The organism is Kitasatospora sp. NPDC002965 (assembly GCF_040611255.1).
Lineage (GTDB): Bacteria > Actinomycetota > Actinomycetes > Streptomycetales > Streptomycetaceae > Kitasatospora.
Genome location: NZ_JBEXNT010000003.1, coordinates 82,952 through 107,927, shown reverse-complemented (window position 1 = coordinate 107,927; position 24,976 = coordinate 82,952). Strand labels below are relative to the sequence as shown.

General features: G+C 72.4%; 26 protein-coding genes. 9 read left to right on the top strand and 17 right to left on the bottom strand.

Annotated features, from left to right (window positions below):
* Positions 1-97: 97 nt before the first annotated feature.
* Positions 98-499 carry a hypothetical protein gene (locus tag ABZY91_RS02485; protein WP_329952461.1) on the top strand — a complete coding sequence of 134 codons (402 nt, stop codon included), beginning with the start codon at positions 98-100 and terminating at the stop codon, positions 497-499.
* Between the two features lie 124 nt (positions 500-623).
* On the opposite strand, the gene ABZY91_RS02480 is transcribed toward ABZY91_RS02485, so the two are convergent.
* The 4 genes from ABZY91_RS02480 to ABZY91_RS02465 form a co-directional block, all read right to left on the bottom strand.
* Entirely contained in the window at positions 624-1,187 is a 564-nt protein-coding gene (locus ABZY91_RS02480) for a hypothetical protein (RefSeq protein WP_355399210.1), read from the bottom strand.
* 496 nt (positions 1,188-1,683) lie between these two features.
* Positions 1,684-2,103 (bottom strand): hypothetical protein, encoded by a 420-nt coding sequence (locus ABZY91_RS02475; RefSeq protein ID WP_355399208.1) that lies wholly within the window; start codon positions 2,101-2,103, stop codon positions 1,684-1,686.
* Positions 2,104-2,314: 211 nt separating this feature from the next.
* Positions 2,315-2,458, bottom strand: coding sequence for a hypothetical protein (locus tag ABZY91_RS02470; RefSeq protein ID WP_355399206.1), 144 nt, complete (start codon positions 2,456-2,458; stop codon positions 2,315-2,317).
* A gap of 22 nt (positions 2,459-2,480) precedes the next feature.
* A complete protein-coding gene (locus ABZY91_RS02465; RefSeq protein WP_355399204.1) occupies positions 2,481-2,843 on the bottom strand; it encodes an ATP-binding protein in 363 nt (120 codons plus the stop codon).
* Between the two features lie 270 nt (positions 2,844-3,113).
* On the opposite strand from ABZY91_RS02465, the gene ABZY91_RS02460 reads away from it, so the two are divergent.
* From ABZY91_RS02460 to ABZY91_RS02440, 5 genes are all read left to right on the top strand, one after another.
* On the top strand, positions 3,114-3,977 hold the full coding sequence (locus ABZY91_RS02460; RefSeq protein WP_355399202.1) for a helix-turn-helix transcriptional regulator: 864 nt from the start codon (positions 3,114-3,116) through the stop codon (positions 3,975-3,977).
* A gap of 4 nt (positions 3,978-3,981) precedes the next feature.
* Positions 3,982-4,167, top strand: a complete 186-nt coding sequence (locus ABZY91_RS02455; RefSeq protein ID WP_355399200.1) for a DUF397 domain-containing protein — start codon at positions 3,982-3,984, stop codon at positions 4,165-4,167.
* Positions 4,168-4,278: 111 nt separating this feature from the next.
* Entirely contained in the window at positions 4,279-4,893 is a 615-nt protein-coding gene (locus ABZY91_RS02450) for an RNA polymerase sigma factor (protein WP_329952464.1), read from the top strand.
* A complete protein-coding gene (locus tag ABZY91_RS02445) occupies positions 4,890-5,909 on the top strand; it encodes a CU044_5270 family protein (protein ID WP_329952465.1) in 1,020 nt (339 codons plus the stop codon). Before ABZY91_RS02450 ends, ABZY91_RS02445 begins: the two co-directional genes overlap by 4 nt.
* A gap of 115 nt (positions 5,910-6,024) precedes the next feature.
* Positions 6,025-6,666: a peptidase inhibitor family I36 protein gene (locus ABZY91_RS02440; RefSeq protein ID WP_355399198.1), complete on the top strand. Its 642-nt coding sequence runs from the start codon at positions 6,025-6,027 to the stop codon at positions 6,664-6,666.
* Between the two features lie 113 nt (positions 6,667-6,779).
* Here the strand turns inward: ABZY91_RS02440 and ABZY91_RS02435 are convergent, their stop codons facing one another.
* Positions 6,780-8,279, bottom strand: a complete 1,500-nt coding sequence (locus ABZY91_RS02435) for an MFS transporter (RefSeq protein ID WP_355399196.1) — start codon at positions 8,277-8,279, stop codon at positions 6,780-6,782.
* Between the two features lie 190 nt (positions 8,280-8,469).
* On the opposite strand from ABZY91_RS02435, the gene ABZY91_RS02430 reads away from it, so the two are divergent.
* Positions 8,470-9,201 (top strand): TetR/AcrR family transcriptional regulator C-terminal domain-containing protein, encoded by a 732-nt coding sequence (locus tag ABZY91_RS02430; protein ID WP_329883652.1) that lies wholly within the window; start codon positions 8,470-8,472, stop codon positions 9,199-9,201.
* 76 nt (positions 9,202-9,277) lie between these two features.
* Here the strand turns inward: ABZY91_RS02430 and ABZY91_RS02425 are convergent, their stop codons facing one another.
* From ABZY91_RS02425 to ABZY91_RS02380, 10 genes are all read right to left on the bottom strand, one after another.
* Complete coding sequence (locus ABZY91_RS02425; RefSeq protein WP_329952468.1) at positions 9,278-10,054, bottom strand: ABC transporter permease; 777 nt, start codon at positions 10,052-10,054, stop codon at positions 9,278-9,280.
* Positions 10,051-11,007, bottom strand: a complete 957-nt coding sequence (locus tag ABZY91_RS02420; protein WP_355399310.1) for an ATP-binding cassette domain-containing protein — start codon at positions 11,005-11,007, stop codon at positions 10,051-10,053. The genes ABZY91_RS02425 and ABZY91_RS02420 overlap by 4 nt, the downstream gene beginning before the upstream one ends.
* A gap of 320 nt (positions 11,008-11,327) precedes the next feature.
* Complete coding sequence (locus tag ABZY91_RS02415) at positions 11,328-11,882, bottom strand: hypothetical protein (RefSeq protein ID WP_355399193.1); 555 nt, start codon at positions 11,880-11,882, stop codon at positions 11,328-11,330.
* A gap of 148 nt (positions 11,883-12,030) precedes the next feature.
* Complete coding sequence (locus ABZY91_RS02410) at positions 12,031-13,050, bottom strand: adenosine deaminase (protein WP_329883754.1); 1,020 nt, start codon at positions 13,048-13,050, stop codon at positions 12,031-12,033.
* Between the two features lie 238 nt (positions 13,051-13,288).
* Positions 13,289-14,584 (bottom strand): DUF445 domain-containing protein, encoded by a 1,296-nt coding sequence (locus ABZY91_RS02405; protein ID WP_329952470.1) that lies wholly within the window; start codon positions 14,582-14,584, stop codon positions 13,289-13,291.
* Between the two features lie 93 nt (positions 14,585-14,677).
* On the bottom strand, positions 14,678-16,105 hold the full coding sequence (locus ABZY91_RS02400) for a nucleotide sugar dehydrogenase (protein ID WP_355399191.1): 1,428 nt from the start codon (positions 16,103-16,105) through the stop codon (positions 14,678-14,680).
* Complete coding sequence (locus ABZY91_RS02395; RefSeq protein WP_355399189.1) at positions 16,102-17,352, bottom strand: glycosyltransferase; 1,251 nt, start codon at positions 17,350-17,352, stop codon at positions 16,102-16,104. The genes ABZY91_RS02400 and ABZY91_RS02395 overlap by 4 nt, the downstream gene beginning before the upstream one ends.
* A gap of 258 nt (positions 17,353-17,610) precedes the next feature.
* Positions 17,611-18,570 carry an ATP-binding cassette domain-containing protein gene (locus ABZY91_RS02390; RefSeq protein ID WP_329883647.1) on the bottom strand — a complete coding sequence of 320 codons (960 nt, stop codon included), beginning with the start codon at positions 18,568-18,570 and terminating at the stop codon, positions 17,611-17,613.
* Between the two features lie 106 nt (positions 18,571-18,676).
* Positions 18,677-19,597, bottom strand: coding sequence for an ABC transporter permease (locus tag ABZY91_RS02385; RefSeq protein WP_329952473.1), 921 nt, complete (start codon positions 19,595-19,597; stop codon positions 18,677-18,679).
* The gene (locus tag ABZY91_RS02380; protein ID WP_355399187.1) at positions 19,590-20,465 is read right to left on the bottom strand and encodes an ABC-2 family transporter protein; all 876 of its coding nucleotides are present in this window, start codon (positions 20,463-20,465) and stop codon (positions 19,590-19,592) included. The genes ABZY91_RS02385 and ABZY91_RS02380 overlap by 8 nt, the downstream gene beginning before the upstream one ends.
* A gap of 287 nt (positions 20,466-20,752) precedes the next feature.
* Here ABZY91_RS02380 and ABZY91_RS02375 point away from each other — a divergent pair, with 287 nt between their 5' ends.
* A complete protein-coding gene (locus ABZY91_RS02375) occupies positions 20,753-23,248 on the top strand; it encodes a transglycosylase domain-containing protein (protein ID WP_355399185.1) in 2,496 nt (831 codons plus the stop codon).
* A 194-nt stretch (positions 23,249-23,442) separates the two neighbouring features.
* Here ABZY91_RS02375 and ABZY91_RS02370 read toward each other — a convergent pair whose 3' ends face one another.
* Complete coding sequence (locus ABZY91_RS02370; RefSeq protein ID WP_329883752.1) at positions 23,443-23,745, bottom strand: co-chaperone GroES; 303 nt, start codon at positions 23,743-23,745, stop codon at positions 23,443-23,445.
* A gap of 214 nt (positions 23,746-23,959) precedes the next feature.
* Positions 23,960-24,271 carry a DUF3618 domain-containing protein gene (locus ABZY91_RS02365; protein WP_329883643.1) on the bottom strand — a complete coding sequence of 104 codons (312 nt, stop codon included), beginning with the start codon at positions 24,269-24,271 and terminating at the stop codon, positions 23,960-23,962.
* A 174-nt stretch (positions 24,272-24,445) separates the two neighbouring features.
* Between ABZY91_RS02365 and bcp the strand changes: the two genes are divergently transcribed.
* The gene (gene bcp / locus ABZY91_RS02360) at positions 24,446-24,922 is read left to right on the top strand and encodes a thioredoxin-dependent thiol peroxidase (RefSeq protein WP_329883641.1); all 477 of its coding nucleotides are present in this window, start codon (positions 24,446-24,448) and stop codon (positions 24,920-24,922) included.
* Positions 24,923-24,976 lie beyond the last annotated feature (54 nt).

Genomic DNA, 24,976 nt, shown 5'->3' with positions numbered 1-24,976 from the left:
GGCGGCGGCGGGAGCGGGTCGGGTACTGATCGCAGTCGGCGCAGGGTGCCACCGCCCTCGTCGGCACAGGTCGAAGCCCACACCTCAGGAGGCCGGAATGGCCCGCACGATCCCCCTCGCCCTGACTGCGCTCGGCGCCGTCGGAATCCTGGTCGGAGGCGCCGCGATCGCCACCGCCGACGACCGCGGGGCCGCCCGCCCGAAGGAGAAGCCGACCGTCGTCGTCCCCGGGAACCAGGCCGCCGCCGACGCGTCCCTACTGTCCGCGCACACGCAGGTCACCGGCGACTCGGTCGTCGTGCACCCGGGGCAGAACCTGTCGGCGGCCGTGCTCTGTCCGTCCGGCCAGGTGCCCACCGGTGGCGGCGGCACGACCAGCGCCTTCAGGATCTTCCTCACCGACTCCTACCCGAGCGGCAGCGCCTGGATCGTCCGCGGGACCAACACCAACAACGTCGACGAGTCCATCAGGGCGTACGCCGTCTGCACGACCCCCTGATCCGACGGCACACCCGGACGCCGAACCCGGCGACCACCGCTGAACGACCGACGCGCCCCCGCCCGACGGCGGGGGCGCGTCGGTCGTTCCCGGCACAATCCGCACCACGCCCGGGCATCCGCGGTCAGCAACCGGGCCGGACACCGGTGAGGTCGGCTGCTGCTGCGGCGACGAGCGGCGCCAGTTCGGGATAGTGCCCGCGGTCAACGGCTTGGAGCATTTCCGCGAGGGCGATCAACTGGCCCACGCGGCCCGCCGGGGAGTCGAGGACATCGGAGAACTCTGCCCGGACACGGACCGCGACCGGGGGCACCCGGAGACTGCTGATCCACAGGACCGCGGGATCGTAGCCCACGGGCACGAGTCCCCAGCGCTCCCAGTCCAGAATGGCGAGCGGCCGGCCGGTCAGGTTGGCCCACTGCAAGTCTCCGTGCCCGGTGGTGCGCTCGACCGTCGAGGGGGCCGGGATACCGAGGTACTTCGGGAAAACCTCCTCGATCCATTCCTGGCGCAAGGTGATCTTCGTGCCGGAGGCCTTGGCGATCCCGGCCAACGCGGTCCTCAGACCGCTCCACCATCCGTCCTCCAGTACCGGGTCCTCTCGGAGGTCGGGTGTCGAGGAAACCGCCGGACCGGTGAGGTCGAACACGTCGGCCTGGTAGAACCGGTCGTCGTCCGTCCAGTCCATGGTGTCGTGCAGCCGTGGACGCGGGACAGACTCCGGAATGCACTGCTCGGCTCCAAGGGGCCCTTGACCGGCCGGCCGGGGGGCGAACCGGCGCCGGCTGCCGGAAACGCGGAGCCAGAGCTGCCCTGCGCGGCGGCCGACGGTCGACCCGGAGGTGCCGAAGACGGATGGACCGGTACAAGCGAGGCCGAGGAAGGCGGCAGCCCTGGCGTGTGCACCCTCCAGACTGCGGCGGGCTGCGTCATCCGGTTGAAAGGACATCGAGAACCCTCCTGAGACGCGCCTCCGGGATCGGCCGAGCCAGAGCCGTTGCGCAATCATCCCAGTGCGCACGACTACTGATCGACGCCAAGACGACGTCCAGCGCCGGACAGCCCCCGACAACGTGGAACGCTGCAGCATGGGGGCTCGATCCCGGCTGAATGACTTTCACCAATTCGGGGGTCATCAGCGCGGACCTACGAGAACACCGGTCCCGGTCGCCGGCGGTCGGGCCTCACGTTCTGGTCAGAATCCAGGAACGCTCGCCGGAACTCCACCACAGGGTGGGCCTCTCGCGCTTCCCTCCCCGACTGGTCAGGACAAGCAGACACTCCTCGGGCTGGGTGAACTGCACCCTCACCAGGTAGCCGGCGTCCGCGTCGGACGTCTCCGCCCAGGTGCCGGAGGAAACCTCCAACGGGCCGTCCGCCGCCAAGGGGTTGTGTGTGGGGCATGCCTCGGCAGGCACCACGGACGGGCCGAGCCGTCCGCTCTCGTCGAAGACCAGGCTGATGCTGTCGCCGGACCAGCGCCCGACCGGGCTCGGCGGCGGTCCGGTGGCGTCCAGGTACCGGACCACGAGGTAGGCGCCAAGGACCGCCGTCACGGTCACCGCCGCGAGGAGGAGCGCACCGAACTTGGCAGGTCGCGTCATACCGGAACGGTACCAACGGCCTGTCCGGCAGAACCTGCGGTGACGGCCGCGCATGCACGGCCATGCGATGGGGCTGCACTTCGCCGCACCCGGGTTTCCACCCGATCAAGCGACTGCCGCGATCCGCCAGGCCGCAGCCGCCGTTCGCGCCCCCGCCCGACGGCGGGGGCGCGTGAACCGGACGAGCCGCAGGACGTGGCGGGTCGGCAGGTCAGTCGGGTATGCGGGTCCGCTCGGGGGCGGAGGCGTCCTGATCGTGGTGGCGATCACGGAGGGCCTGGGTGCGGACCTGGCAGACGGCGCCGACGACGGCTGCCGCGATGACGAGGATCAGCAGCCCGAGCACGGCGGCCAACCCTCGCGGACGGTGGGGAGGTTCACGCGGCGGCATCCAGTTCGAACCAGACGATCTTGCCGCGCTTCTGCGGTTCGGTCCCCCAACGGTGGGTGAGGCCGTCGACGAGCTGGAGTCCCCGGCCGCACTCGGCGAGGCCGGCGGGCGTTCGCCGTTCGGGGAAGTCGGAGGAGTCGTCGCCGACCGAGACGCGGAGCGTCCGGTCGAGAACGAGGACGAGGACGACGGGCGACGTGGTCCGGCCGTGCCGCCAGGCGTTGACGATCAGTTCGGCGAGGGCGAGCTCGGCGTCGGCGATGGCCTCGGGGTGGAACCCGCTGCGGACCATGGCGTCCCGGAGCGCGGCTCGGGCGATGGTGAGGGAAGGGGAGTTGAGGTTACACATGGGGAGTCTCCCAGCGGTGCAGGTGGGGCACACCAGAACGGGGTGCGTCGCCGTGAGCAAGGTCGCGGCGGCGATGGCGACGCCGCGCACGAGTGCTCTTCGGTGCCCGGGCAGCCGGTACCAACTGCCCTGATCCGGGACGTTGATGACAATCCGTCCGGTGAGCGGTGCATCACAGACTGTAGGCCATGAGTGGCACACGTGCGGGCACTTCTTCCCCCTCCTTCACTCGATCGGGGGATTGCTGGACCGGCCAAGGGATCAAGGTGGATGCTTGAGGGCATGCCACCACGAACCACCCCGACAGTCAGGCAGGAACGGGTCGGTATCGAACTGCGGAAGATGCGCGACGGCGCCGGCCGCACGACAGCCCAGTCCGCCGCGCTCCTCGGGCTCGATCGCACGAAGATCACGCAGATCGAGAAGGGGTACTACCCGGTCACCTCGGAGCGCGTGCGCGTTCTTGCCTCGGACTACGAGGAGAGCGACAGCGAGTTCATCCATGCGCTGTCCATCATGGCGGAGGAGCGACATCGCGGATGGTGGAACGAGTACCGGGGCTCGGTGCCGACCGGGTTCTTGGACATCTCCGAGATGGAGCACTTCGCCCAAGGGATCCGCACCTACCAGGTCTGCCACATCCCGGGCGCCATGCAGACAGAGGAGTACGGAAGAGCGATCTTCCAGGACGTCTATCCTCCGCTGTCGCCACGGTTGCTCGAATCTCGCGTGGAGAACAGGATCCAGCGGTCAGCTTCTCTGATGGCCGAGGGCGCTCAGCCATACTCCGCCGTCGTTCACGAGGCTGCCCTACGGATGCGCTTCGGGGGTCGCGAGGCCACCTTGAGGCAGTTGGAGCAGTTGCTGACGTACACCGAGCTTCCGCACGTCACCCTGCAAGTGGTCCTCTTCGAATCGAACGGCTTCAAGGGTGCTGGGCAAGGCATCATCTACGCGAGCGGATCAGTGCCACGACTCGACACCGTCCAACTGGACTCCGTCGGTGGCCCCGTGTTCCTGCATGAACAGCGGCAACTGGAGAACTACCACCACATCATCGAGACGATGACCGATCGATCCCTGCCTCCGAACAAGTCGCGCGACTTCATCGCACTCCTCAAGAAAGAGATCTAGCACGATGGATAACCTCCGTTGGCAGCGCCCTGAATCATGTGGCGAAGGCGCGAGCTGCCCTGAGGTGGCTGTGACAGGCGGCACGGTCTACGTCCGGAGCAGTCTCCAACCCTCCTCCATAGCCGAGCTGACCCTCGCCGAGTGGCGTGACCTCCTCGCCGGCATCCGCAACGGCGAGTTCGACGTCTGACCTGCTCCGGCGCGACCGGTGCCTCCCGGGAGGCACCGGTCGTCCACATCTCCTCAACATTCCCTGGAACCACTCCCCCGCTGCGGACACCAGATCTGCGTGGAGTCCTCCTTGTCCAGTAAGCAGGCGCAGCCCGGCGACCGCCAGGTCTTCGCCGAGCTCTACGATCAGCACGCGCGCACGGTCTTCGCGCACGCCTACAGATCCACCGGGGACCGCGACCTCGCGGACGACATCGTCTCCCTGACCTTCCTCGAAGCCTGGCGGCTGCGGAAGAAGCTCCGCGACGAGGTCCTGCACCCCCGTGCCTGGCTGCTGGCGATCGCCACCAACGTCCTGCGCAACACGGCCCGCACCGCGCGCCGTCACCGCGAGGCGATGTCCCGCCTCCCCCGCCGCGACCCGATCCCCGACTTCGCCGACGAGGTGGTCGGCCGGATCACGGACGCCAACACGGCCGCCGCCGCCGTGCGCGCCCTCGACCAGCTGGGCGCCCCCGAGCGCGAGGTGTTCACCCTCGTCGTCTGGTCCGGGCTGGGCTACGCGGAGGCCGCCCGCGCCCTGGGCATACCCGTGGGCACCGTCCGCTCCCGACTCTCCCGCGTGCGGGACAAGCTGCGCCGGATCGTCGACACCGAGGACCCGCCGGAGCCACCGCACGACCGCGCCCACCACCTCGCCGCCAGCCGTCAGCCCGTGGGGCACCACCAGGAGAGCCGGCCATGAACACCGCATCCACCGACCACGACAGGTGGGACGAGCACGGCGAGCGCCGCGAACTGGCCCGCCTGTTGCCCCCGCCCCCGCATCCGGTCCCGTCCCTCGACCAGATGGCCGCCCGCCGCGAGTTCCTGCTGGACGAGTTCGACCGGTCACGTCCCTTCGCCGCCCTGACCTCCCGCTGGCGGGGCCTCGCCCTGGTGGCCGCCGTCGGCACCGCCGCCACCCTCATGGCGGTGACCCTCACCCAGGGCACCGGAGCCTCGGCGAACCGGACGCCCCCCGCCACCGCGGCCTCCGTGGAACTCCTCGACCGGGCCGCCCGGGTCGCCTGGTCCGGCCCCGAGCCCTCGGTCCGGGACGCCCAGTACACCTACCTCAGGACCGTCAGCCACTCCACCTCGCTCAGCGAGTCCGCCGACGGCACGATGCGGCGCGGCACCACCACCACCGAAGCCGAGAAGTGGGCCTCGGTCGACGGCAGCCGGCCCGGGCTGACCCGTCACGCCGGCGCCGACGAACCGCTCTCCGCCCTCGACGGCTCCCTCCTGACGTCCTCCTCCTACCGCCTGCTGGCCACCCTTCCGACCGACCCCGAGTTGCTGCTCAGGAAGATCCACGCCGACGCCGTACGCGATCACGGACGCGGTTCCGACTCGACCACCGGTCCCGACCAGGAGTCCTTCGTCGCGATCGGCGACCTCCTGCGCAGCACGGTCGTGCCGCCGCGACTGAGCGCCGCCCTCTACCGCGCGGCGGCCCGCATCCCCGGTGTGGTGGCGGTCGACGACGCCGTCGACGCCGCCGGCCGCCGCGGGGTGGCCGTGGCCCGCGTCCACAACGGCGAACGCTTCGAGTGGATCTTCGACCGCCAGACGATGCGTCTGCTCGGTACCCGCACGGTCCTGATCAAGGACGGCCCGTGGGGCAAATCCGGGGACGAGGTGGACTCCGCGGCCCTCGTCGCCTGGGGCATCGTGGACACCCCCGGTGAGGCAGCACCCCAGGAAGCAACCCCCTGAGTCGATTCGGTCAGCCATTGACCGGACTGCGCTGCAGCTATTGTGTGATCGGCGAATCCCGCGTTGGGTCGTGTCAGCACCGAACCGACACAACCGAGCAGGGGGGAAGTTGACCGTGCGCACATTCCGCACGCTCGCTGCCGTCACCACGGTCGCCGGCGCACTCGCGCTGGCGGCTCCGACGGCCGTGGCCGCACCCGCAGACGCGTCTGCGCAGGCCACCGACGTCAGGCAGTCCGCGGATCCGACGGACGCAAGGCCGTCCAAGCCCGTGATCGCCACCTATAGAGGCAAGAAGATCGACCTTTCCCAGGGTTGGGGCGGCGCCCGCGTCTGCACCGAGGTGACCGGCGGTGCCGTCTACTGCCACGACAGCATCGCCGAGGCCGACCAGGCACTCGCCACCATCGATCCCGCTTCGGCCCGGACCTCGCGGAAGGCGCCTGCCGCCGGAGCCTCACTGACCGACGCGGACTGCTCCTCGGGCTGGGTCTGCATCTGGGAGCACTCCAACTACACGGGTGCCGCCCTGCGCTGGTCGCAGTTCGGCACCAAGTACCTGTCCGACTGGGGTTTCCGGGACCGGGCCAGCTCCGCCTGCGCCTACAACGCGAGCGGCGCGACCCTCTACGACGACCGCGCCCTCCAGCCGGACCCGTCGCTCTACCTCGGATGGGGCTGCTACGACCTCTCCGCCCAGGGCTACCCCTACGGCGGCAGCTGGAACGACCGGGTCGACTACCTCACGGTCAACTGACCCGGCACGGCCGCACGGAGAAGGCCGAGGGCCGGTCACCCGATCTTCCGGGTGCCGGCCCTCGGCCTTCGTCCTGCGGGCCCAGGTTGCTGCGGGCCCGGGATCCTGCGGGGTCAGGCCGCCAGCTCGGCCGCGTCCTCCGCCGGAGCCTGCTCGGCCGTCTTCCTGTCCCGCATCACGATCGTCGCCACCAGGGCCGCCGCGAGCACGCCCACCGCGCTCACCGTGAAGGTGGTCGACATGGCGGAGGTGAAGGCCTCCCGGGCGGCGTGCGCCAGGCCCGCGTCCCCCTTGGCCTCGGCCAGGGCGCCGACGATCGACTGCTTCGCCTGCTCCGAGGAGCCCTTCGGCATCCTGTCCGCGTAGCCGCTGGCCAGCATCGACCCGAGGATCGCGATGCCCAGCGCCGTACCCGCCTGCTGGATGGTGTCGTTCAGCGCGGAGCCGACGCCCGCCTTGTCCGCCGGGATCTCGCCCATCAGCGCACCGACCGCGGCCGGCATCGCCAGACCGGCACCGAATCCCAGGATCCCCAGGGCGGTCGCCGGGACGGCGAACCCGGTCGCCGCGTCCACCGTGCTGAACAGGACGAACGCCCCGGCCATCATCAGCATGCCGACCAGCACCAGCATCCGGTTGCCGATCTTCGCCGCCAGACCGGCGCCCAGGCCGTTGCCGATCAGGGCCGCGATCGCCATCGGCACGAAGGCCAGGCCCGCCTTGACCGGCGAGTAGTCCAGCACGAACTGCAGGTACTGGGTGAGGACCAGCAGCAGACCGCCGTTGCCGATCTGGACCAGCGTCAGGGAGAGCGAGCCACCACTGAAGTTGCGCTTCTTGAAGAGCATCAGCGGCACCATCGGCTCCGCCGCCACGTTCTGCCAGACCACGAACCCGCCGAGCGCCAGGACCGCGACCGCGAGGGTCACCAGCGAGGTGCCGCCGAACGCGCCGTGCTTCGGGATCTCGATGATCCACCAGATCATCGCGGTCATGCCGACCGCCGACAGCACCGCGCCCAGCGGGTCCGGCTTCTGCCACGGGCCCCTGGACTCCGGCATCAGGACCAGCGCGGCGGTGATGGCGAGCACGACGACGGGCACGTTGATGAAGAAGATCGAGTGCCACGAGAAGTGGTCGATCAGCACGCCACCGAGCACCGGGCTACCGACCAGGCCCAGCATGGAGACGGAACCCCAGGCCGCCATCGCCTTGCCGCGCTCGTCCTCCTCGAACACCGTGATCAGGATCGACAGCGTCGACGGCATGATCAGCGCGCCACCCACACCCATGGCCACCCGGCTCGCGATGACCTCACCCGGGTTGCTGCAGAGCGTCGCCGCCAGCGACGCCGCTCCGAAGAGCAGCAGTCCGATGATCATCACCTTCCGCCTGCCGAACCGGTCCCCCAGGCTTCCGGAGGTCAGCAGCAGGCCCGCGAAGACCAGGATGTAGGAGTCGAGGATCCACTGCGTGTCCTGCGCGGTGGCCTTCAGGTCCTCGGTCATCGACGGCACCGCCACCGTCAGCGCCATGCTGTCGACCACCAGGACGAGCGTGCTGAGGCACAGCACGATCAGGATCCACCAGCGACGTGGGTTGCGGGCTTCCATGGATGTTCCCCTCCGAGGTGCGTACATTGTTCCGCCGTTGCGCACACTGTACGCATCATGGAACGGTGTGCGCAACCCTTTAACGCCGTGCGCAATTGCGAACGCCGTGTGCAGCGCCCGAACCCTGTACGCTGAATGCGCACGGTGTACGCAGGGACAACTCGCCGACCCACCGAGGGAGGACCGGCCGATGGCCGCGAAGACGAATCCGATCCCGTCCGTATGGGCCCGCCAGCAGCGCGAACCCGAACAGCCGGCGCTCAGCCGAGCCGTGATCGTCCGCGAGGCGATCACCATGCTGGACGCCGACGGCATCGAGGCGCTCTCCATGCGCAAGCTCGGCGCCCGCCTCAACGCGGGCGCGACCTCCCTCTACCGGCACGTCGCCACCAAGGACGAGCTGATGGAACTCGCCGTGGACGAGGTCTTCGGCGAGATCACCGTGCCGGCCACCGACCCCGCCGAATGGCGGGCCGCCGTCATCGAGACCTGCGGGTCCTTCCGGTCCGCCACGCTGCGCCACCGCTGGCTGGCGTCCGTCCTGGGCCAGGCCGGACTCGCCTACCTCGGCCCCAACCTGGTCGCCGTCTCCGAACGGCTCGCCGAGCTCTTCACCTCGGCCGGCTTCCCCGACGCCTCGCGCGGCCTGGACACCGTCCTCGCCTACGTCATCGGCATGAGCACCACCGAGGCCGCCTGGCTGACCGCGGTGGCCCGCAGCGGCGAGAGCGAGGCCGAGTTCGTCGCCCGGCTGATGCCCACCGCCCAGAAGGCCGTGGCCGGCCACGACCTCCTCTCCGACTCCTACGCCGCCGCGGCGGCCACCGCCGCGATCACGGACCCCACCGAGATGCGCGACGCCAAGTTCGACTACGGCCTGGAGATCATCCTCGACGGACTCGCCCTCCGCCTCCCGCGCTGACGCCCGGGCCGGCCCGCCGGCGAAGCGGCACCGGGCCCGGCCGCTCCCGACCCGGCCGGGCACCGCCGGGGCCGCGCTACCGCCTCGGCGGCCGGCGGAAGGTGGCGCGCGCCCAGAGGTAGCCGACCCCGGTGAGGGCGACGCACCAGGCCAGGGCGACGAGCGCGCTCGCACCGATGGCGGTGCCCATCAGCAGACCCCTCAGGGTCTCGATGACCGGGGTGAACGGCTGGTACTCGGCGAACCACCGCAGGGCCGCGGGCATCGACTCCGGCGGGACGATCGCGCTGCCCACGAAAGGCAGGAACTGGAGCGGCATCGGCAGGTTGCTCGCGCTCTCGGGCGTCTTGGCGACCAGACCGATCCCGGCCGCCAACCAGGTCAGGGCGAGGATGACGAAGACCAGCAGTCCGCCCGCGGCCAGCCACTCCACCGGGGTGGCGTCGGGCCGGAAGCCCATCGCGAAGGCGGCGGCGAGGACGAGCAGCAGCCCCAGCACGGTCTGGATCAGGCTGCCGACCACGTGCCCGGTCAGGAACGCCGCCCGCGAGATCGCCATCGTCCGGAACCGGTTGACGATGCCCTCGGTCTTGTCGACACAGACACCGACCGCCGTCACCAGCGCCCCGGACGTCGCCGCCATCAGCACGATGCCGGGCGTCACGTAGTCGATGTACTCGCCGCCACCGATGCCGACGCCCAGCGCACCGCCGTAGGCGTAGTTGAAGAGCAGCAGCATCATCACCGGCATCAGCACGACCGCGAAGGTCAGCGACGGGTACCGCCGCGCGTGCTTGAGGTTGCGCCGCAGCATCGTCAGGGAGTCGCTGACGGCGTAGGAGGTCGTGCTCATCGGGCGCCCTCCGCGGTGAGGGTGAGGAACACGTCGTCGAGGTCGGGGGTGTGGACGGTGAGCGACTGGGCGCGGACGGAGGCGCTGTCCAGGATGTCGAGGACGGCCTTCACCGTGACGACCGAGTTGTCACCGGGGATCGAGAGCGTGAGCGCCTCGGCGTCGGGACTGGCGTAGTCGAACAGGGCCGCTGCCGCCCTGAGGTCGGCCGGGGCCGCGAAGCGCAGGCGCAGGTGGCCGCCGGGGATGCGCCGCTTGAGCTCCTCGGCGGTGCCCTCCGCGACGATCCGGCCGCCGTCGAGGAGGGCGATCCGACCGGCGAGCCGGTCGGCCTCCTCCAGGTACTGGGTGGTCAGGAGGACGGTGACCCCCTGCTCCTGGACCAGCCCCTCGATCAGCTCCCACATGGTCCGGCGACTGCGCGGGTCGAGCCCGGTGGTCGGCTCGTCGAGGAAGATGATCCGGGGGTCGCCGACCAGGGTCATGGCGAGGTCGAGCTTGCGGCGCATGCCGCCGGAGAACGTGGCGACCGGCTTCCCGGCCACCTCCGCCAGGTCGAAGCGCCGCAACAGCCCGGCCGCCCGCCCCCGCCCCTCCCGACGGCGGAGGTGGTGCAGGTCGGCCATCAGCAGCAGGTTCTCCTCGGCCGTGAGCAGGTTGTCCACCGCCGAGAACTGGCCGGTGACACCGATCGCGGCGCGGACCCCGTCGGCCTCCCGGACCAGGTCGTGGCCGGCCACCCGGACGGCCCCGGCGTCGGCCGGGACGAGGGTGGAGAGGATCTCCACCACGGTGGTCTTGCCGGCGCCGTTCGGCCCGAGCAGGGCGAACACGGTGCCCTCCGGCACGGTCAGGTCGATGCCGTCGAGGACGGTCCTCCCTCCGTAGGCCTTGGTCAGGCCGACCGCGGCGATCGCGGGGGGCGGCGCGGACTCGGTGGACGTTAAGGGCATGGCGGTCACGCTCTCTCCGCATCAGGGACGGTGACGGCGGGTCAGGACGGTCGGATCGTGCGGTCGCCCACGGCGGTCCGGTGGGGCGACCCGGTCACGGACCGGTTCGACGGTCCGGACGACGCTGTGGGCCGACTCGACGCCGGGACCGGGCAGCACCGGGCAGCACCGGGCGACGGCGACGCGTGGACCGGTGACGGGCGGCGGGCGGCGGGCGGCGGGCGGCGGGTGATGGATGGCGGGTGACGGGTGACGGGCAGCGGCGGGTGGACCGGTGGTGGGTGACGGACCGCCGGCGGCCAGCGGTTGGCGACCGGCGGCTAGCGGACCCAGCCGGTGAAGGCCTGGCCGGTGTCGCGCCGGCTCTGCCCCTCGGGCCGGGCCGGCCGCCCCGGCTCCAGCGCGGCGGCGACGGCCCGCACCAGCCAGGCGTTGACCGAGAGGGCCTCCTGTCCGGCGGCCTCCTCCACCCGGGCCTTGAGATGGGCCGGGAGCCGGAAGTTGATCCGGGCGGTGCCGGCGTCGTCGCCCGGATCCGGCGCCGCGGCGCCGGACGGACCCCCGGCCGCGACGGCCGGCGGCGCGGGCGGAAGCGGTCCCTCCGACCCGGCCCCGTGGAACGGCTCCGACGCCGACGGCGCCGTCACGACGAACTCCGGGTCCAGTCCGCGCAGCCGGACGTCCACCGAGCCCGGCGCCAGCTCCCGGGTGACCTCCCCCATGGCGGCGGAGAGGGCGTGGAGCAGGGTGAGCCGGGCGGCCGACTCCAGCGGCAGGGTCAGGCGCTCGGCCAGAGCCCGGGCTTCGTCCCCGCCCGCACCTGCGGCGGCGGCGAGCTCGCGCCGGAGGTTGTCGACGTACGGCGTGAGGTCCATGGCACGAGAATGGCACATCGATGGCGCCATGTCGAGGTGTTTTGGCGCCACTCCGTGGCACCATTCACCGTCCGCCGGAGAGTGTGACGACGCGGAAGGCCCCGCCGGCGGGTCGCCGGCGGGGCCTCGGAGAGCGGGGGCGCGCGGGTCAGCCGCGGCGCCAGCCCGCCAGGTAGGAGTCGATCTCACCGGTCAGCCGGGCCTTGCCGGCCGGGTCCAGGAAGGAGGCCTCCACGGCGTTCCGCGCCAGTCCGGCGACCCCGCCCTCGTCCAGTCCGAGCAGCCGGGCCGCCACCGCGTACTCCGTGTTCAGGTCGGTGCCGAACATCGGCGGGTCGTCGCTGTTGACGGTGACCAGCAGGCCCGCGTCGACCATCCGCCTGATCGGGTGCTCCTCGATCCGCGCCACCGCCCGGGTGGCGATGTTGGAGGTCGGGCAGACCTCCAGCGCGATCCGGTGCTCGCCGAGGTGGTCGAGCAGCGCCTGGTCCCCGACCGCCTGGGTGCCGTGGCCGATCCGCTCGGCGCCGAGCTCCCGCAGCGCGTCCCACACCGTCTCCGGACCGGTGGTCTCCCCGGCGTGCGGGACGCTGCGCAGGCCGGCCGCGCGCGCCCGGTCGAAGTACGGCTTGAACTGCGGGCGCGGCACCCCGATCTCCGGGCCGCCGAGGCCGAAGCTGACCAGGCCCTCGGGGGCCAGGTCGACGGCGAGCCGGGCGGTCTCTTCGGCGGCGGCCAGACCGGCCTCGCCGGGGATGTCGAAGCACCAGCGGAGCACCACGCCGAGGTCCTTCTCGGCGCGCACCCGGGCGTCCTCGATGGCCTCCATGAAGGCGACGTCGGGGATGCCCCGGCTGACCGAGGAGTACGGGGTGACGGTCAGCTCGGCGTACCGGATGTTCTGCCGGGCCATGTCCTCGGCGACGCCGTAGGTCAGGGCGCGGACGTCCTCGGCGTCGCGGATCAGGTCCACGACGCTCAGGTAGACCTCGATGAAGTGCGCGAAGTCGGTGAAGGTGAAGTACTCGGCGAGGGCCTCGGGGTCGGTCGGCACCTTCGCCTGGCCGCGGTGGCGGGCGGCCAGCTCGGCGACCACGCGCGGCGAGGCCGACCCGACGTGGTGGACGTGCAGCTCCGCCTTGGGCATTCCGGCGATGAACGCCTCGATCGAGCGTCCTCCGCCCGTGTTGCTGGGGGTTCCGATCCGACTTCCGTCCGGCTGGACCACGGTGGTGCCCTTCTTCCTCTACGCGTGTATCAAGCGGTGCACGCAAGGATAGGCAGAGCACCGCGGCGGGTGCCCGGCAGGCTTCCCCCGCCGGGCCCGGCGGGGCGCGGCGGCCGGCCCGCCCGGGCGACGGCGAGCCGCCCCGCCACCCCGCGCGCCCTCGGACGCCGCGCCCGGCTCACCCGCCGAGGGCCACCGCGGCCGTGTGGATCACCAGACCGGCCAGGGCGCCGACCACCGTGCCGTTGATCCGGATGAACTGGAGGTCCCGGCCGACGTTCGCCTCGATCTTGCGGGAGGCGTCGTCCGCGTCCCAGCCCGCCACCGTCTCGGAGATGATCGACGTGATCTCGGTCCGGTAGGTGTCGACCAGGTACTGGGCGGCGTCCTGGAGCCAGCCGTCCACCTTGGCCTGGAGCTTCGCGTCCGTCGCGAGGCGCGCACCGAAGGTCCGCACGCCCTCGCGGATGCGCCGGCGCAGCTCGCTCTCCTCGTCCTCGGCGGCGTTCATCACCAGCGAGCGGACGGCGGCCCAGGTGGAGGCGATCAGGTCCTGGACCTCGGGGCGGGCCAGCAGGTCGGCCTTGGCCCGCTCGACCCGGGCGATGGTCTCCGGGTCGGTCTGCAGCTCGGTGGCGAAGTCGGCGAGGAAGTTGTCGATCGCGCCGCGCGCCGGATGCTCCTGGTCGTCCCGGATGTCGGTGACGAACCGCATCAGCTCCTTGTAGACCCGCTCGCCGACCTGATGGTCGATGAACTTCGGCGTCCAGCCGGGGGTCTTCTGGGTCACCCGGTCGACCACCTCGGCGTGGTTCTCGGCCAGCCAGTCGTGCGCCCGGACCGCGATCAGGTCGACCACCCCGTGGTGCCCGCCGTCCGCGACCACCTTGCCGAGCATCCGGCCGGCGGGCTCGGCGACCGAGGTGGCCGCCGCGCGTCTGGTCACCGCCTCGGCGACGACCGCCTGCACGTCGTCGTCGCGGAGCACCGCGAGCACGCCGCGCAGCGCCGCCGAGGCCTCCTTGGTGACCCGCTCGGCGCTGCCGGGGGCGGCCAGCCACTCCCCGAGCCTGCGGGCGATGCCGAGCGCCGCGAGCCGGCCGCGCACGACCTGGCCGGAGAGGAAGTTCTCTCCGACGAAGTCGCCGAGCGAGCGGCCGAACGCGTCCTTCTTGGTCGGGATGATCGCGGTGTGCGGGATCGGCAGGCCGAACGGCCGCCGGAACAGCGCGGTCACGGCGAACCAGTCGGCCAGCGCGCCGACCATGCCCGCCTCGGCGGCGGCCGCCACGTACCCGGCCCAGGCGCCGGCGCCGGCCGACTCCGCCCAGGTCGCCAGGGCGAAGACCAGGGTCGCGAAGGCCAGCAGGCCGGTCGCGATGGTCTTCATCCGGCGGACGCCGCGTGTCTTCTCTTCGTCGGCCGCGGTGAACCGGACCCCGGGGCCCGTCCCGCTCAAGGCTTCGTCGCTCACCCCGCCAGTCTGCCCGTTACCCGGCGCGAGCGGACGGCGTGCCCGGTAAACGTGCGCCGGGTCCGTGGTGCGACCCCCCTGCTCGGGAGCTCGTCACGCGCCCCCGAGGACGATCCGGCGCACTCCGTCCACGGCCCACCGGTCCGGATCGGTGCACCGCCGCCCGTCCAGCAGCACCCGGACGCCCGGCAGGTCGGCGGGCGCCAGCTCGCGGTACTCGGGGTGGTCGGCCTGGAGCACCGCCGCCACCACCGGTTCGCCCTCGTGGGGAGGCAGGCCGAGCGCGGCCAGCTCCTCCGCCCGGTACAGCGGATCGGACACGTACGGGTGGGCGCCGACCGCCCGCAACGCCTCGACCAGCGGGAACACCCCCGAGTACGCCGTCTCCTTGACGCCGCCCCGGTACGCCGCGCCGAGCACCAGCACCCCCTGTCCGGCCACCCCGCCGCCGCCCGGCGCCGCGCCGCCGCCCGCCTCGCCGCCCGGCCACGCGCCCGCACCCCCACCCGGGGCCTCGCCCTCACCCGCGACCCTGCCCGCGACCAGCGCGCCGTCCAGCACGCCGACCGCGTACTCCGGCATCTCCAGATTGGCCGCCCGCGCCGCCCGGACCACCGTCGCCGAGGGGTCGTTCCACAGGTAGAGCCGCGGGTACACCGGGATGCAGTGCCCGCCGACCGCGACACCCGGCCGGTGCAGATGGCTGAACGGCTGGGAGTTGCAGGCGTCGGCGACGGCCGCGAAGTCCACCCCGACCCGGTCCGCGTACCGGGCGAACTGGTTGGCGAGCGCGATGTTGACGTCCCGGTAGGTCGTCTCGGCGAGCTTGGCGAACTCGGCGGCCTCGGCCGACTCCAGCTCCCAGACGCCGTTGGGCCGGGCCAGGTCGGGGCGCGGGTCGAAGTCCAGCACGGCCCGGTAGAACTCGGCGCCGCGCCGGGTGGCGGCCGGGTCGATCCCGCCGACCAGCTTGGGGTAGCGGCGCAGGTCCGCGAAGACCCGGCCGGTGCGGACCCGCTCGGGGCTGAACACCAGCGCGAAGTCCCGACCCGGGACCAGCCCCGATCCGGCGGCCAGGCGCGGCGCCCAGCGGCCCCGGGTCACGCCCACCGGCAGGGTGGTCTCGTAGCTGACCAGAGTGCCCCGGCGCAGCCCGGCGGCGACGGCGTCCGTGGCCGCGTCCAGCAGCGTGAAGTCCGGCTCACCCTCGGCGGTGGTGACCAGCGGGACCACCAGGACGACGGCCTCCGACCGGGCGACCGCGGCGGTGGTGTCGGTGGTGGCGGACAGCCGGCCCTCGGCCACCACCCGCTTGAGCGCCTCGTCCAGCCCCGCCTCGCGGGGGAACGGGGGCCTGCCCAGGTTCACGGCCTCGACGACCGGCGGAGCGACGTCGGCTCCGGTCACCCGGTGCCCCATGGCGGCGAACTGGACGGCGAGCGGCAGCCCGAGCTTGCCGAGGCCGACCACGCAGATGTCGAGCGGCACGCCTGCCGTCGGGCGGATGTCCAGCGGGCTCATCCCCGTCCCCCTTCCGGCCGGTCCGCGGCCGGGGCGGCCACCGACTCGGCGAACCGGCGCCAGGCCGGGTAGCGGCGAAGACGGCGGCGCACCTGGACCGGTACGGCGCCGCGCCAGAGCTGCTGCACGAGCCGGAGCTGCGGCGCCTCGTCGGGCGCGGGCTCCTCCCCGAGCAGGAACAGGTCGTCCGGCAGTCCCGGACCGCCGGCCCGGAACGCCGGGTACCCGGCGTAGCGCTGCCGCCCGTCCGCCACCACCGGCGGATCGCCGTGCTCCGCCTCGTACGCGATCAGCTCGCGGACCGCGTCCACCCGGCCGGCGGCGGCGAGTTCGAGGCGCAGCCGGTCGGACACGGTGATCCGGTGGTACACCTCGCGGGCGCCGAACTGCCGGACCAGTTCGCCCACCCCGCCGCAGATCTCGCCCTGCAGCCCTTCGTCGAGCCGCAGGAAGTCGTCCTGCAGCAGTTGCGGGACCTCCCAGCCGAAGTGCCGCGCCTTGATCGCGTCCAGCTGGCCGCCGGGGGCGGCGAGCTCGGCCGCCACCCACTGCACCGCCGCGACGCCGCGGATCCGGTCCAGCGCGCCGGCCCGCTGGGTGACGTTGCCCCGGTCCTCGCGCAGCACCAGGAAGTAGTAGTCGTAGTCGGCGAGGACGGAGATCCGGCGGGCCCGCAGGCACGCGGCGAGGGTGAAGGGCTGGTCGGAGTAGACCTTGAGCTCCTCCTTGCGGGCCAGGTTGTGGCGCCGGATCAGGTCCAGCCGGAAGAGCTTGGTGTCGGCGAGCGCCCAGGCCAGCGCGGAGTCCTCGAAGCCGACCGAGGGGGAGGTCCCGCCGAAGATGCCCTGCGGCACCAGCCGCCCGTTGACCCCGATCTGCTTGGGGATCAGCACGTCCGACTCCCAGTCGTCCGCGGCGGCCACCATCCGCTCCAGCGCCTCGCCGCCGAGCCAGTCGTCGGCGCCGAGGAAGAGCACGTACCGGCCGCGGGCGAGCGCCAGACCCCGGTTGGTCGGGGCCGCCGGGCCGCCGGAGTTGGCCTGGTGGACGACCTGGAACAGCCCGGGGTGGCGGGCCGCGTAGTCGTCGAGCACGGCGCCTCCGCCGTCCGTCGAACCGTCGTCGACCGCGACCACCTCCATGCGCACGTGCCCGATGGTCTGCCGGACCAACGAGTCCAGGCAGGCGATCAGGTACGGCATGGTGTTGTAGACCGCGATCACCACGGTCACGTCGGGTACGGTCATCGGGCGCTGCCCCTCCGGTGCGCTAATCGCCGAGCATGCACCGGGCGGACCACGGTCCGCCCGGCGATGCAAGGTCAACTCGGCTGTGCGGCACGGAGTCACGACCGCCACCCGGACAGGTGACGGGAGGGGAACGCGCGGACGGGCGGCGGAACGTACGGTCGAGCGCCCCGCCCCCGGTGACCGCCCCGCGAACCGGCCCGCGAACCGGCCCGTGGGGAGGCCCGGGGAGAGGCCCACGGGCCGGTCACGTCACGGTCAGCCGATCGCGACCTCCGCGTACATCCGGGCGATCACGTCCTCGATGGCCGGCTCGCGCACCGACAGGTCGACCAGCGGGTACCGCTCGGCCACGGCGGCGACGATCGGGGCCGCGCTCTGCTGCGCCGGGAAGGCCAGCCACTGGCGCGGGCCCTCGACCCGCACCACCCGGGCCCCCGCCACCTCGATCGGCGGACGGGCCTCGGCGAGGTCGACCACCAGGGTCCGCTCGCTCTCACCGGCCGCGTGCAGCCCGTCCAGCCCGCCGTCGTACACCACCCGGCCGTGGTCGATGACCATGACCCGGTCGCAGAGCTGCTCGATGTCGGTGAGGTCGTGGGTGGTGAGCAGCACGGTGGTGCCCCGGTCGCGGTTGACCTCGCGGAGGAACTCGCGGACCTTGCCCTTGCTGACCACGTCCAGGCCGATGGTGGGCTCGTCGAGGTAGAGCACCTGCGGGTCGTGCAGCAGGGCGGCGGCGAGGTCGCCGCGCATCCGCTGGCCGAGCGAGAGCTGCCGGACGGGGGTGTCGAGCAGCGCCCCGAGGTCGAGCAGTTCGACGCAGCGTTCCAGGTTGGCCCGATATCGGTGCTCGGGGATGCGGTAGATCCGGCGGGCGAGTTCGTAGGAGTCGCGCAGCGGGAGGTCCCACCAGAGGGTGGTGCGCTGTCCGAAGACGACGCCGATCCGGCGGGCCAGGGCGACCCGCTCGCGGGCCGGGTCGACGCCGGCGACGCGCAGCCGCCCGGCGGTGGGGACGAGGATGCCGGTGAGCATCTTGATGGTGGTGGACTTGCCGGCGCCGTTGGGGCCGATGTAGCCGACGCACTCGCCGGCCCGGACGGTGAAGCTCAGCCCGTCGACGGCGCGCACCTCGCGCTTCTCCCGCCGGAGCCGGCCGACCTTGGCGCGGACGGTGAAGGTGCGGCGGACGTCGTCGAGTTCGATCAGTGCCATGGGATGTCCTCAGAACGGGGGTGGGGTTCGGCTGCCGGGCCCGGCGCGTACGGCGCGTACGGCGCGTACGGCCGACGGGATCGACTGCCCGGTCCGGCGGCCTGGTTCAGCTGCCGGCGCCGCGGTAGGCGCGCAGGCCCGCCCGCCAGGCGAGCCCGGCGGCGGCCAGGCCGAGCGCGGCGGCCAGCGGGGAGGCGAACTGGAAGGCGGTCGGCAGGCCGAGCGGATCGGGCTTGTCGAGGATCCGCAACGCGGGCAGCCAGTTGACGAAGGCCAGCGGCACGCCGAAGACGACACCGGCGACGAGCTCCTTGGCGAAGATCGTCGGCGGGTAGTGCAGCAGGGTGGCGCCGCCGTAGGTGAAGGAGTTCTGCAGCTCCTTGGCCTCGCCCCACCAGAACTGGAGGCTGGCGAAGCCGATGAAGACGGCCGCGAAGATGAGGGTGCCGCAGATCAGCAGGACGGGCACCAGCAGGATCCGGTCCCAGGTCCAGTGGACGTCCAGCGCGGCCACCGCCCAGCCGAGCACCGCCACCGCCTGGAGCGGCCGGCCGAGCCGGCGCAGCGAGAACCGCTCGGCGCAGAGCTGGGCCAGCGCGGGCGCGGGCCGGACCAGCATGGTGTCCAGCGTGCCGGCCCGGATCCGCTCGCCGAGCGCGTCGATGGAGCCGACGAACAGGTTGGCCAGGCCGAGGGCGAGCGTGGACGTGCCGTAGAGGAAGCCGAGTTCGGCCAGGGTCCAGCCGCCGAGCGTGTCGGTGTGCCGGAACATCAGGATCACCACGGCGAAGTCGAGGAAGGTGACCACGACGTTGGCGCCGAGCATCAGGACGAAGGACGCCCGGTAGGACATGATCGCCTTGGTCCACATGGCGGCGGTGAGCCACCAGGAGCGCAGCGCCCACGCCGTACGGGCGGCCGGGGTGTCGCGGGTGACGTCGCCGAGGTCGGCACCCCGGGTCACTGCCTCCCGGATCACGGTGTCCGTGGCCGCGGCGCCCGGGAGGGACGTGGTCGGCTCAGCCACCCTGGACCACCACCTTGCGGGTCGCGAGCAGCTGGAACAGCCGGCCGGCCGCGAGCAGCACCAGCGCCCAGGCCAGCTGGAAGCCGAACGCGCCGAGCAGGCCGGTACCGGTCGACCGTTCCAGGAAGACGTCGGTCGGCACCTGTACCAGCGCGGCCCAGGGCAGCACGGGGGCGACCTCGCCGAGCACTCCGGGGAAGAGCCCGATCGGCAGCAGCATCCCGGAGAAGAACATCGCCACCACCAGCATCACCGCGCGCACCCCTTCGGAGTCGTGCAGCCAGAAGCCGGTGAGCGAGACGAGGAACCTCAGCCCGAAGCTGACCACCACCGCGAGCAGGACCGAGATCAGGAAGAACACCCAGGTCAGCGGGGCCTCGGGCATCCGGGTGTGGAAGACCAGGGCGCCGGCCAGCAGCGGCGGGACGCCGCGGGCGAGCAGGTGGAAGGCGGCCCGGCCGAGGTCCGTGGCCAGCCACCAGCCCTGGAAGTCCACCGGACGGTACAGGTCGACGGCGATGTCGCCGCTGCGGAACCGCTCCTGGACGTCGTCCTGGAAGCCGCCGCCCCAGACGGCGACCGTGACCAGCAGCGCCTGGCTGACCCAGATGTAGGTGACGGCGGCGCTCTGGTCGTAGCCGCCGAGGCCGGGCCGGGCCTGCCAGAGGGCGAGGAAGGTGTAGGCGAGGATGAAGCCGAAGACGGTGTTGGTGAAGGCGCCGGCCAGCGTGGCGGCGCGGTAGGTGGAGAAGCGGCGGAACGCGCCGCGGGCGATCGCCGTGTAGAGGCGCGCCGCGCCGCCCGCGGGGGTGCCGTCGGGATCGGGCGGGTGGGTGGCGCGGGGCGCCACGGGAACAGCCTTCTGCATATTGTCTCCTTGTCGACAAATCAGAGCGCAGGGCGGTGCCGAACCGCACCGGCGCACGCCGAACCCGCCCCGACCACCGTCCCCCGGGGGTACCGGGCCGGGCGGCGGAGCTCGACCGGAACCGCACCGGGCCGGAACGCGGAACACGTACGCCGGAACCAGGTGCGCCATATGGCTTGCACCTTTCACCGTACCGCCGCGAACTACCCGCCGCACCCGGTTTTTCCGGCACCCGACCGACGCCCGGTCAGCACCTGATCGACGATCAAATAGCACATAATCTCGGCATGACCCTGAGCACCCGCCGCCAGGCCAGACGGGCCGCCCGCCGCGAGGCCCGCCGCGCCCTGCCGTTCTGGCGGCGGCTCCTGCCCACCTGGCGGGTCATCCTCGGCGCCCTCACCGCCGTCCTGCTGCTCGCCGTCGGCGCCTTCGCCGTGCTCTACGTCATCGTCCCCGTGCCCGACCCCAACGCCCACGCCGTCGCCCAGAGCAACATCTACCTCTACGCCGACGGCGTCACCGAGATCGCCCGCACCGGAGCCGTCAACCGCACCGACGTGACGATCGAACAGATCCCCGTCGACACCCGGCACGCCGTCGTCTCCGCCGAGGACCGCACCTTCTACCAGAACCGGGGCATCGACCTGAAGGGCATGGTCCGGGCCGGCTGGAACACCCTCACCGGCAAGGGCATGCAGGGCGGCTCCACCATCACCCAGCAGTACGTCAAGAACTACTACCTCACCCAGACCCAGACCATCGAACGCAAGGGCCGCGAACTCTTCATCGCCCTCAAGGTCGACCAGCAGCGCGACAAGGACGAGATCCTCACCGGCTACCTCAACACCAGCTACTTCGGCCGCGGCGCCTACGGCATCCAGAGCGCCGCCCGCGCCTACTACGGCGTCGACGTCTCCCAGCTCACCCTCCCCCAGAGCGCCTACCTCGCCGCCCTGCTCCAGGCACCCAGCGCCTACGACGTCAAGACCGCCACCCCCGCCAACCGCGAGAGGGCCGTCGCCCGCTGGCACTACACCCTCGACGGCATGGTCCAGCTCGGCTTCCTCACCGCCGTCGACCGCGCCGCCGTCGCCTTCCCCGACCCGGTCGACCCCCAGCCCACCAGCGGACTCCGCGGCCAGGCCGGCTACCTCGTCGGCGTCGCCGACAACTACCTGATCTCCCACCGCATCATCGACACCCCCACCCTCAAGGCCGGCGGCTGGCGCATCACCACCACCTTCGACCAGGAGAAGCAGGACGCCTTCGCGCGGGCCGTCCAGGAACAGCTCACCGACGAGCTCGACCCCACCGCCCGACCCGACACCGACACCGACGTCCGGGTCGCCGGCGCCTCCGTCGAACCCGGGACCGGCCGCGTCGTCGCCGCCTACGGCGGGCCCGACTACGCCAAACAGCCCTACAACGACGCGCTGCGCCAGGACAACCAGATCGGCTCCACCTTCAAGCCCATCGACCTCGCCGCCGGCCTCACCTCCGGCCGCAGCAGCGACGACGGGCTCCCCATCACCACCGAGACCCACTACGACGGCACCAGCGAACGCCCCGTCACCGACGGCCCCACCCCGTACGCGCCGCCCAACGAGGACGACATCGACTACGGCTCCATCAGCCTGCGCCAGGCCATGGTCAAGTCCGTCAACTCGGTGTACGCGCAGGAAGGCGTCGACGCCGGACTCGCCCACGTCCGGGACACCGCCCTGCGACTCGGCATCCCCGACGACGTCCCCGGCCTGGACCCCGCCAACACCTCGATGACCCTCGGCACCGCCACCCCCAGCGCCCTCGACCTGGCCGGCGTCTACGCCGCCCTCGCCAACCACGGCGAGGCGTACACCCCCTGGTCGGTGAGCGCCCTCGAACGCGTCAACGCCGGCTCCGGCTCCGTCGACGTCCCCAGGATGCCGGAGCACGCACCCACCACGGCGGTCGACCGGGGCACCGCCGACGCCGTCACCGACGTCCTGCGCGACGTCGTCAGCCCGCGCGGCACCGGCGCCGCCGCCCTCGACCTCGGCCGGCCCGCCGCCGGCAAGACCGGCACCACCGACTCCAACCTGTCCGCCTGGTTCGCCGGGTACACCCCCGAACTCGCCACCACCGTCGGCCTCTTCCGGGAGAACCCGAAGACCCACGCCAAGGAACCCCTGGCCGGCACCGCCGGCTACACCCGGATCAACGGCGGCGCCTTCCCCACCGAGATCTGGACCGCCTACATGAGCGAGGTCCTGGACGGCACCGTCGTCCAGTCCTTCGACCTCCGGCCCAGCGGCGGCAACACCAGGCCCACCGGCAGCCCGACCCCCACCTTCACCGCCCCCTCGGCCTCGGCCTCGCCGTCGCCCTCCGCCGACACCGCACCCGGCCGGACCGGTGGGGCCGGTGGGACCGGTGGGGCCGACACCACGGGCGGAAGCGGCGGCACCGGCGGCGCGGGCGGCACCGGCCCCGGACAGTCCGTGCCCACCCCTCCCAAGCGGCCCACCGCCACCACCCGGCCGACGGAGGAACCCGAGCAGCCCACCACCGAACCCGCCCAGCCGACCATGATCACCCCGACCACCCGGGAACCCGAGCCGTCACAGTCCTCGCCGACCGCCCGGCCCACCACGGACCGGCCCACCGAGCAGCCCAAACCGACCACACCGCCCACCCAGGGGCCGGCCACGACCGCGCCGCCCGCGACCGGACGTCCCCCCACCACGACCGGCCGGCCCCAGCCCGACACCCCGCCGCCCGCCGACCGGCCGCCCGCCTGACGGGCCGCTCCTCCGGCCGACTCCCCTCCGGCCGGAACCGGCCCCGAACAGCACGGCGGGCCGCCACGCCCACGGCGTGACGGCCCGCCGGGAGCCCCGCGTCAGGGGCTCCGCGCCGCGGACCCCGCGTCAGGGGCTCCGCGTCGGGTGCTCCTCGTCAGGGGCTTCGCGTCAGAAGTTCGCAGGTCAGGGGTTCACAGGTACAGCCCGGTCGATCCCTCGGTGTCGCCGAAACGCATCGCGGCCACCGCGTGCAGGTCCCGCTCGCGCAGCAGCACGTAGGTCGCGCCGCGCACCTCGACCTCCAGCTTGTCCTCCGGGTCGTACAGCACCCGGTCCCCCGGCTCCACCGAGCGGACGCTCTGCCCCACCGCGACGGCCTCCGCCCACGCGCAGCGCTTGGACAGCTCCGCGGTGGCCGGGATGAGGATGCCGCCGGTCGAGCGCCGCTCGCCCTCGCCGATCTCGGTCTTCACCAGCACCCGGTCGTGCAGCATCTTGATCGGCAGCTTCTCGCCCAGCCGGTCGTGACGCGGCACGTCGCTCACGGCGGAACGGGACAGCTGGGTCGGTTCGTCGTTCGTACTCACGATCCCGAAGGTACCGCTCCCGGGCGCGCCGTGTGAGGTCGGCCCGGCAGCCGGCAGCCCGACAAGCGGGAGGCCGGGCACAACCGTGCCCGGCCCACGTCGATCGGCCTCCCGGCCCCGCTCAGCCCTTGCGGCGCTTGCGGGCCGAGGCGACCAGCAGCACCAGGCCGACGCCGACCAGCGCGGCCGGGACGATCCGCTCCTTGCGCGGCCGGCCCTTCTCGTCCACGAACTGCGCCCGGGCCTGCTCGACCAGCCCGCTGGCCGCCACGTACGCCCGGCCGGCCTTCTCCTCGACCGTGGCCACGGCCTTCGCCTTCACCTGGGCGGAGATGGTGGTCGGGTGGACCCGCATGGCGAGCTCGTCCAGGGTCTCCGCCAGCTGGGTGCGGGTCCGGGAGATGTCCGCCTCGATCTGAGCGGTCGTCCGCACCGACTTGTCCGTACTGCTCGCCTCGCCCACTCGGGCCACCCCATTCACTGATGTTGTCCTGCTCCTACGACTGACCCAGTGTGTCAGCTGACGGGCGGCCCCGCGCGGCCCCACCCACCAACGGGGGTAAGTTGGCCGTGGTACGACCGCCCGTCCAGCACCAGGAGAAACCCCGTGAGTGAGCGTCTCCAGCCCGGCGACACCGCGCCCGCCTTCACCCTGTCCGACGCCGACGGCAACGAGGTGTCCCTCGCCGGCCACCTCGGCCGCAAGGTGATCGTCTACTTCTACCCCGCCGCGCTCACCCCCGGCTGCACCAAGCAGGCGTGCGACTTCACGGACAACCTGGAGGTCTTCGCCGGCGCGGGGTACGACGTCATCGGCATCTCGCCGGACAAGCCGGAGAAGCTCGGCAAGTTCCGCGAGGCCGAGGACCTCAAGGTCACCCTGCTCTCCGACCCGGAGAAGAAGGTCCTGGAGGCGTACGGCGCGTTCGGCGAGAAGAAGCTGTACGGCAAGACCGTGACCGGCGTGATCCGCTCCACCGTGATCGTCGACGAGCACGGCAAGGTCGAGCACGCCCTGTACAACGTCAAGGCGACCGGCCACGTGGCCAAGCTGCTGCGCGACCTCAAGGTCGAGACCGCCTGAGACCGCGCACCGCACCGGGACGCGGCGGGGCCCGCTTCGTCACCGCCTCGTCCC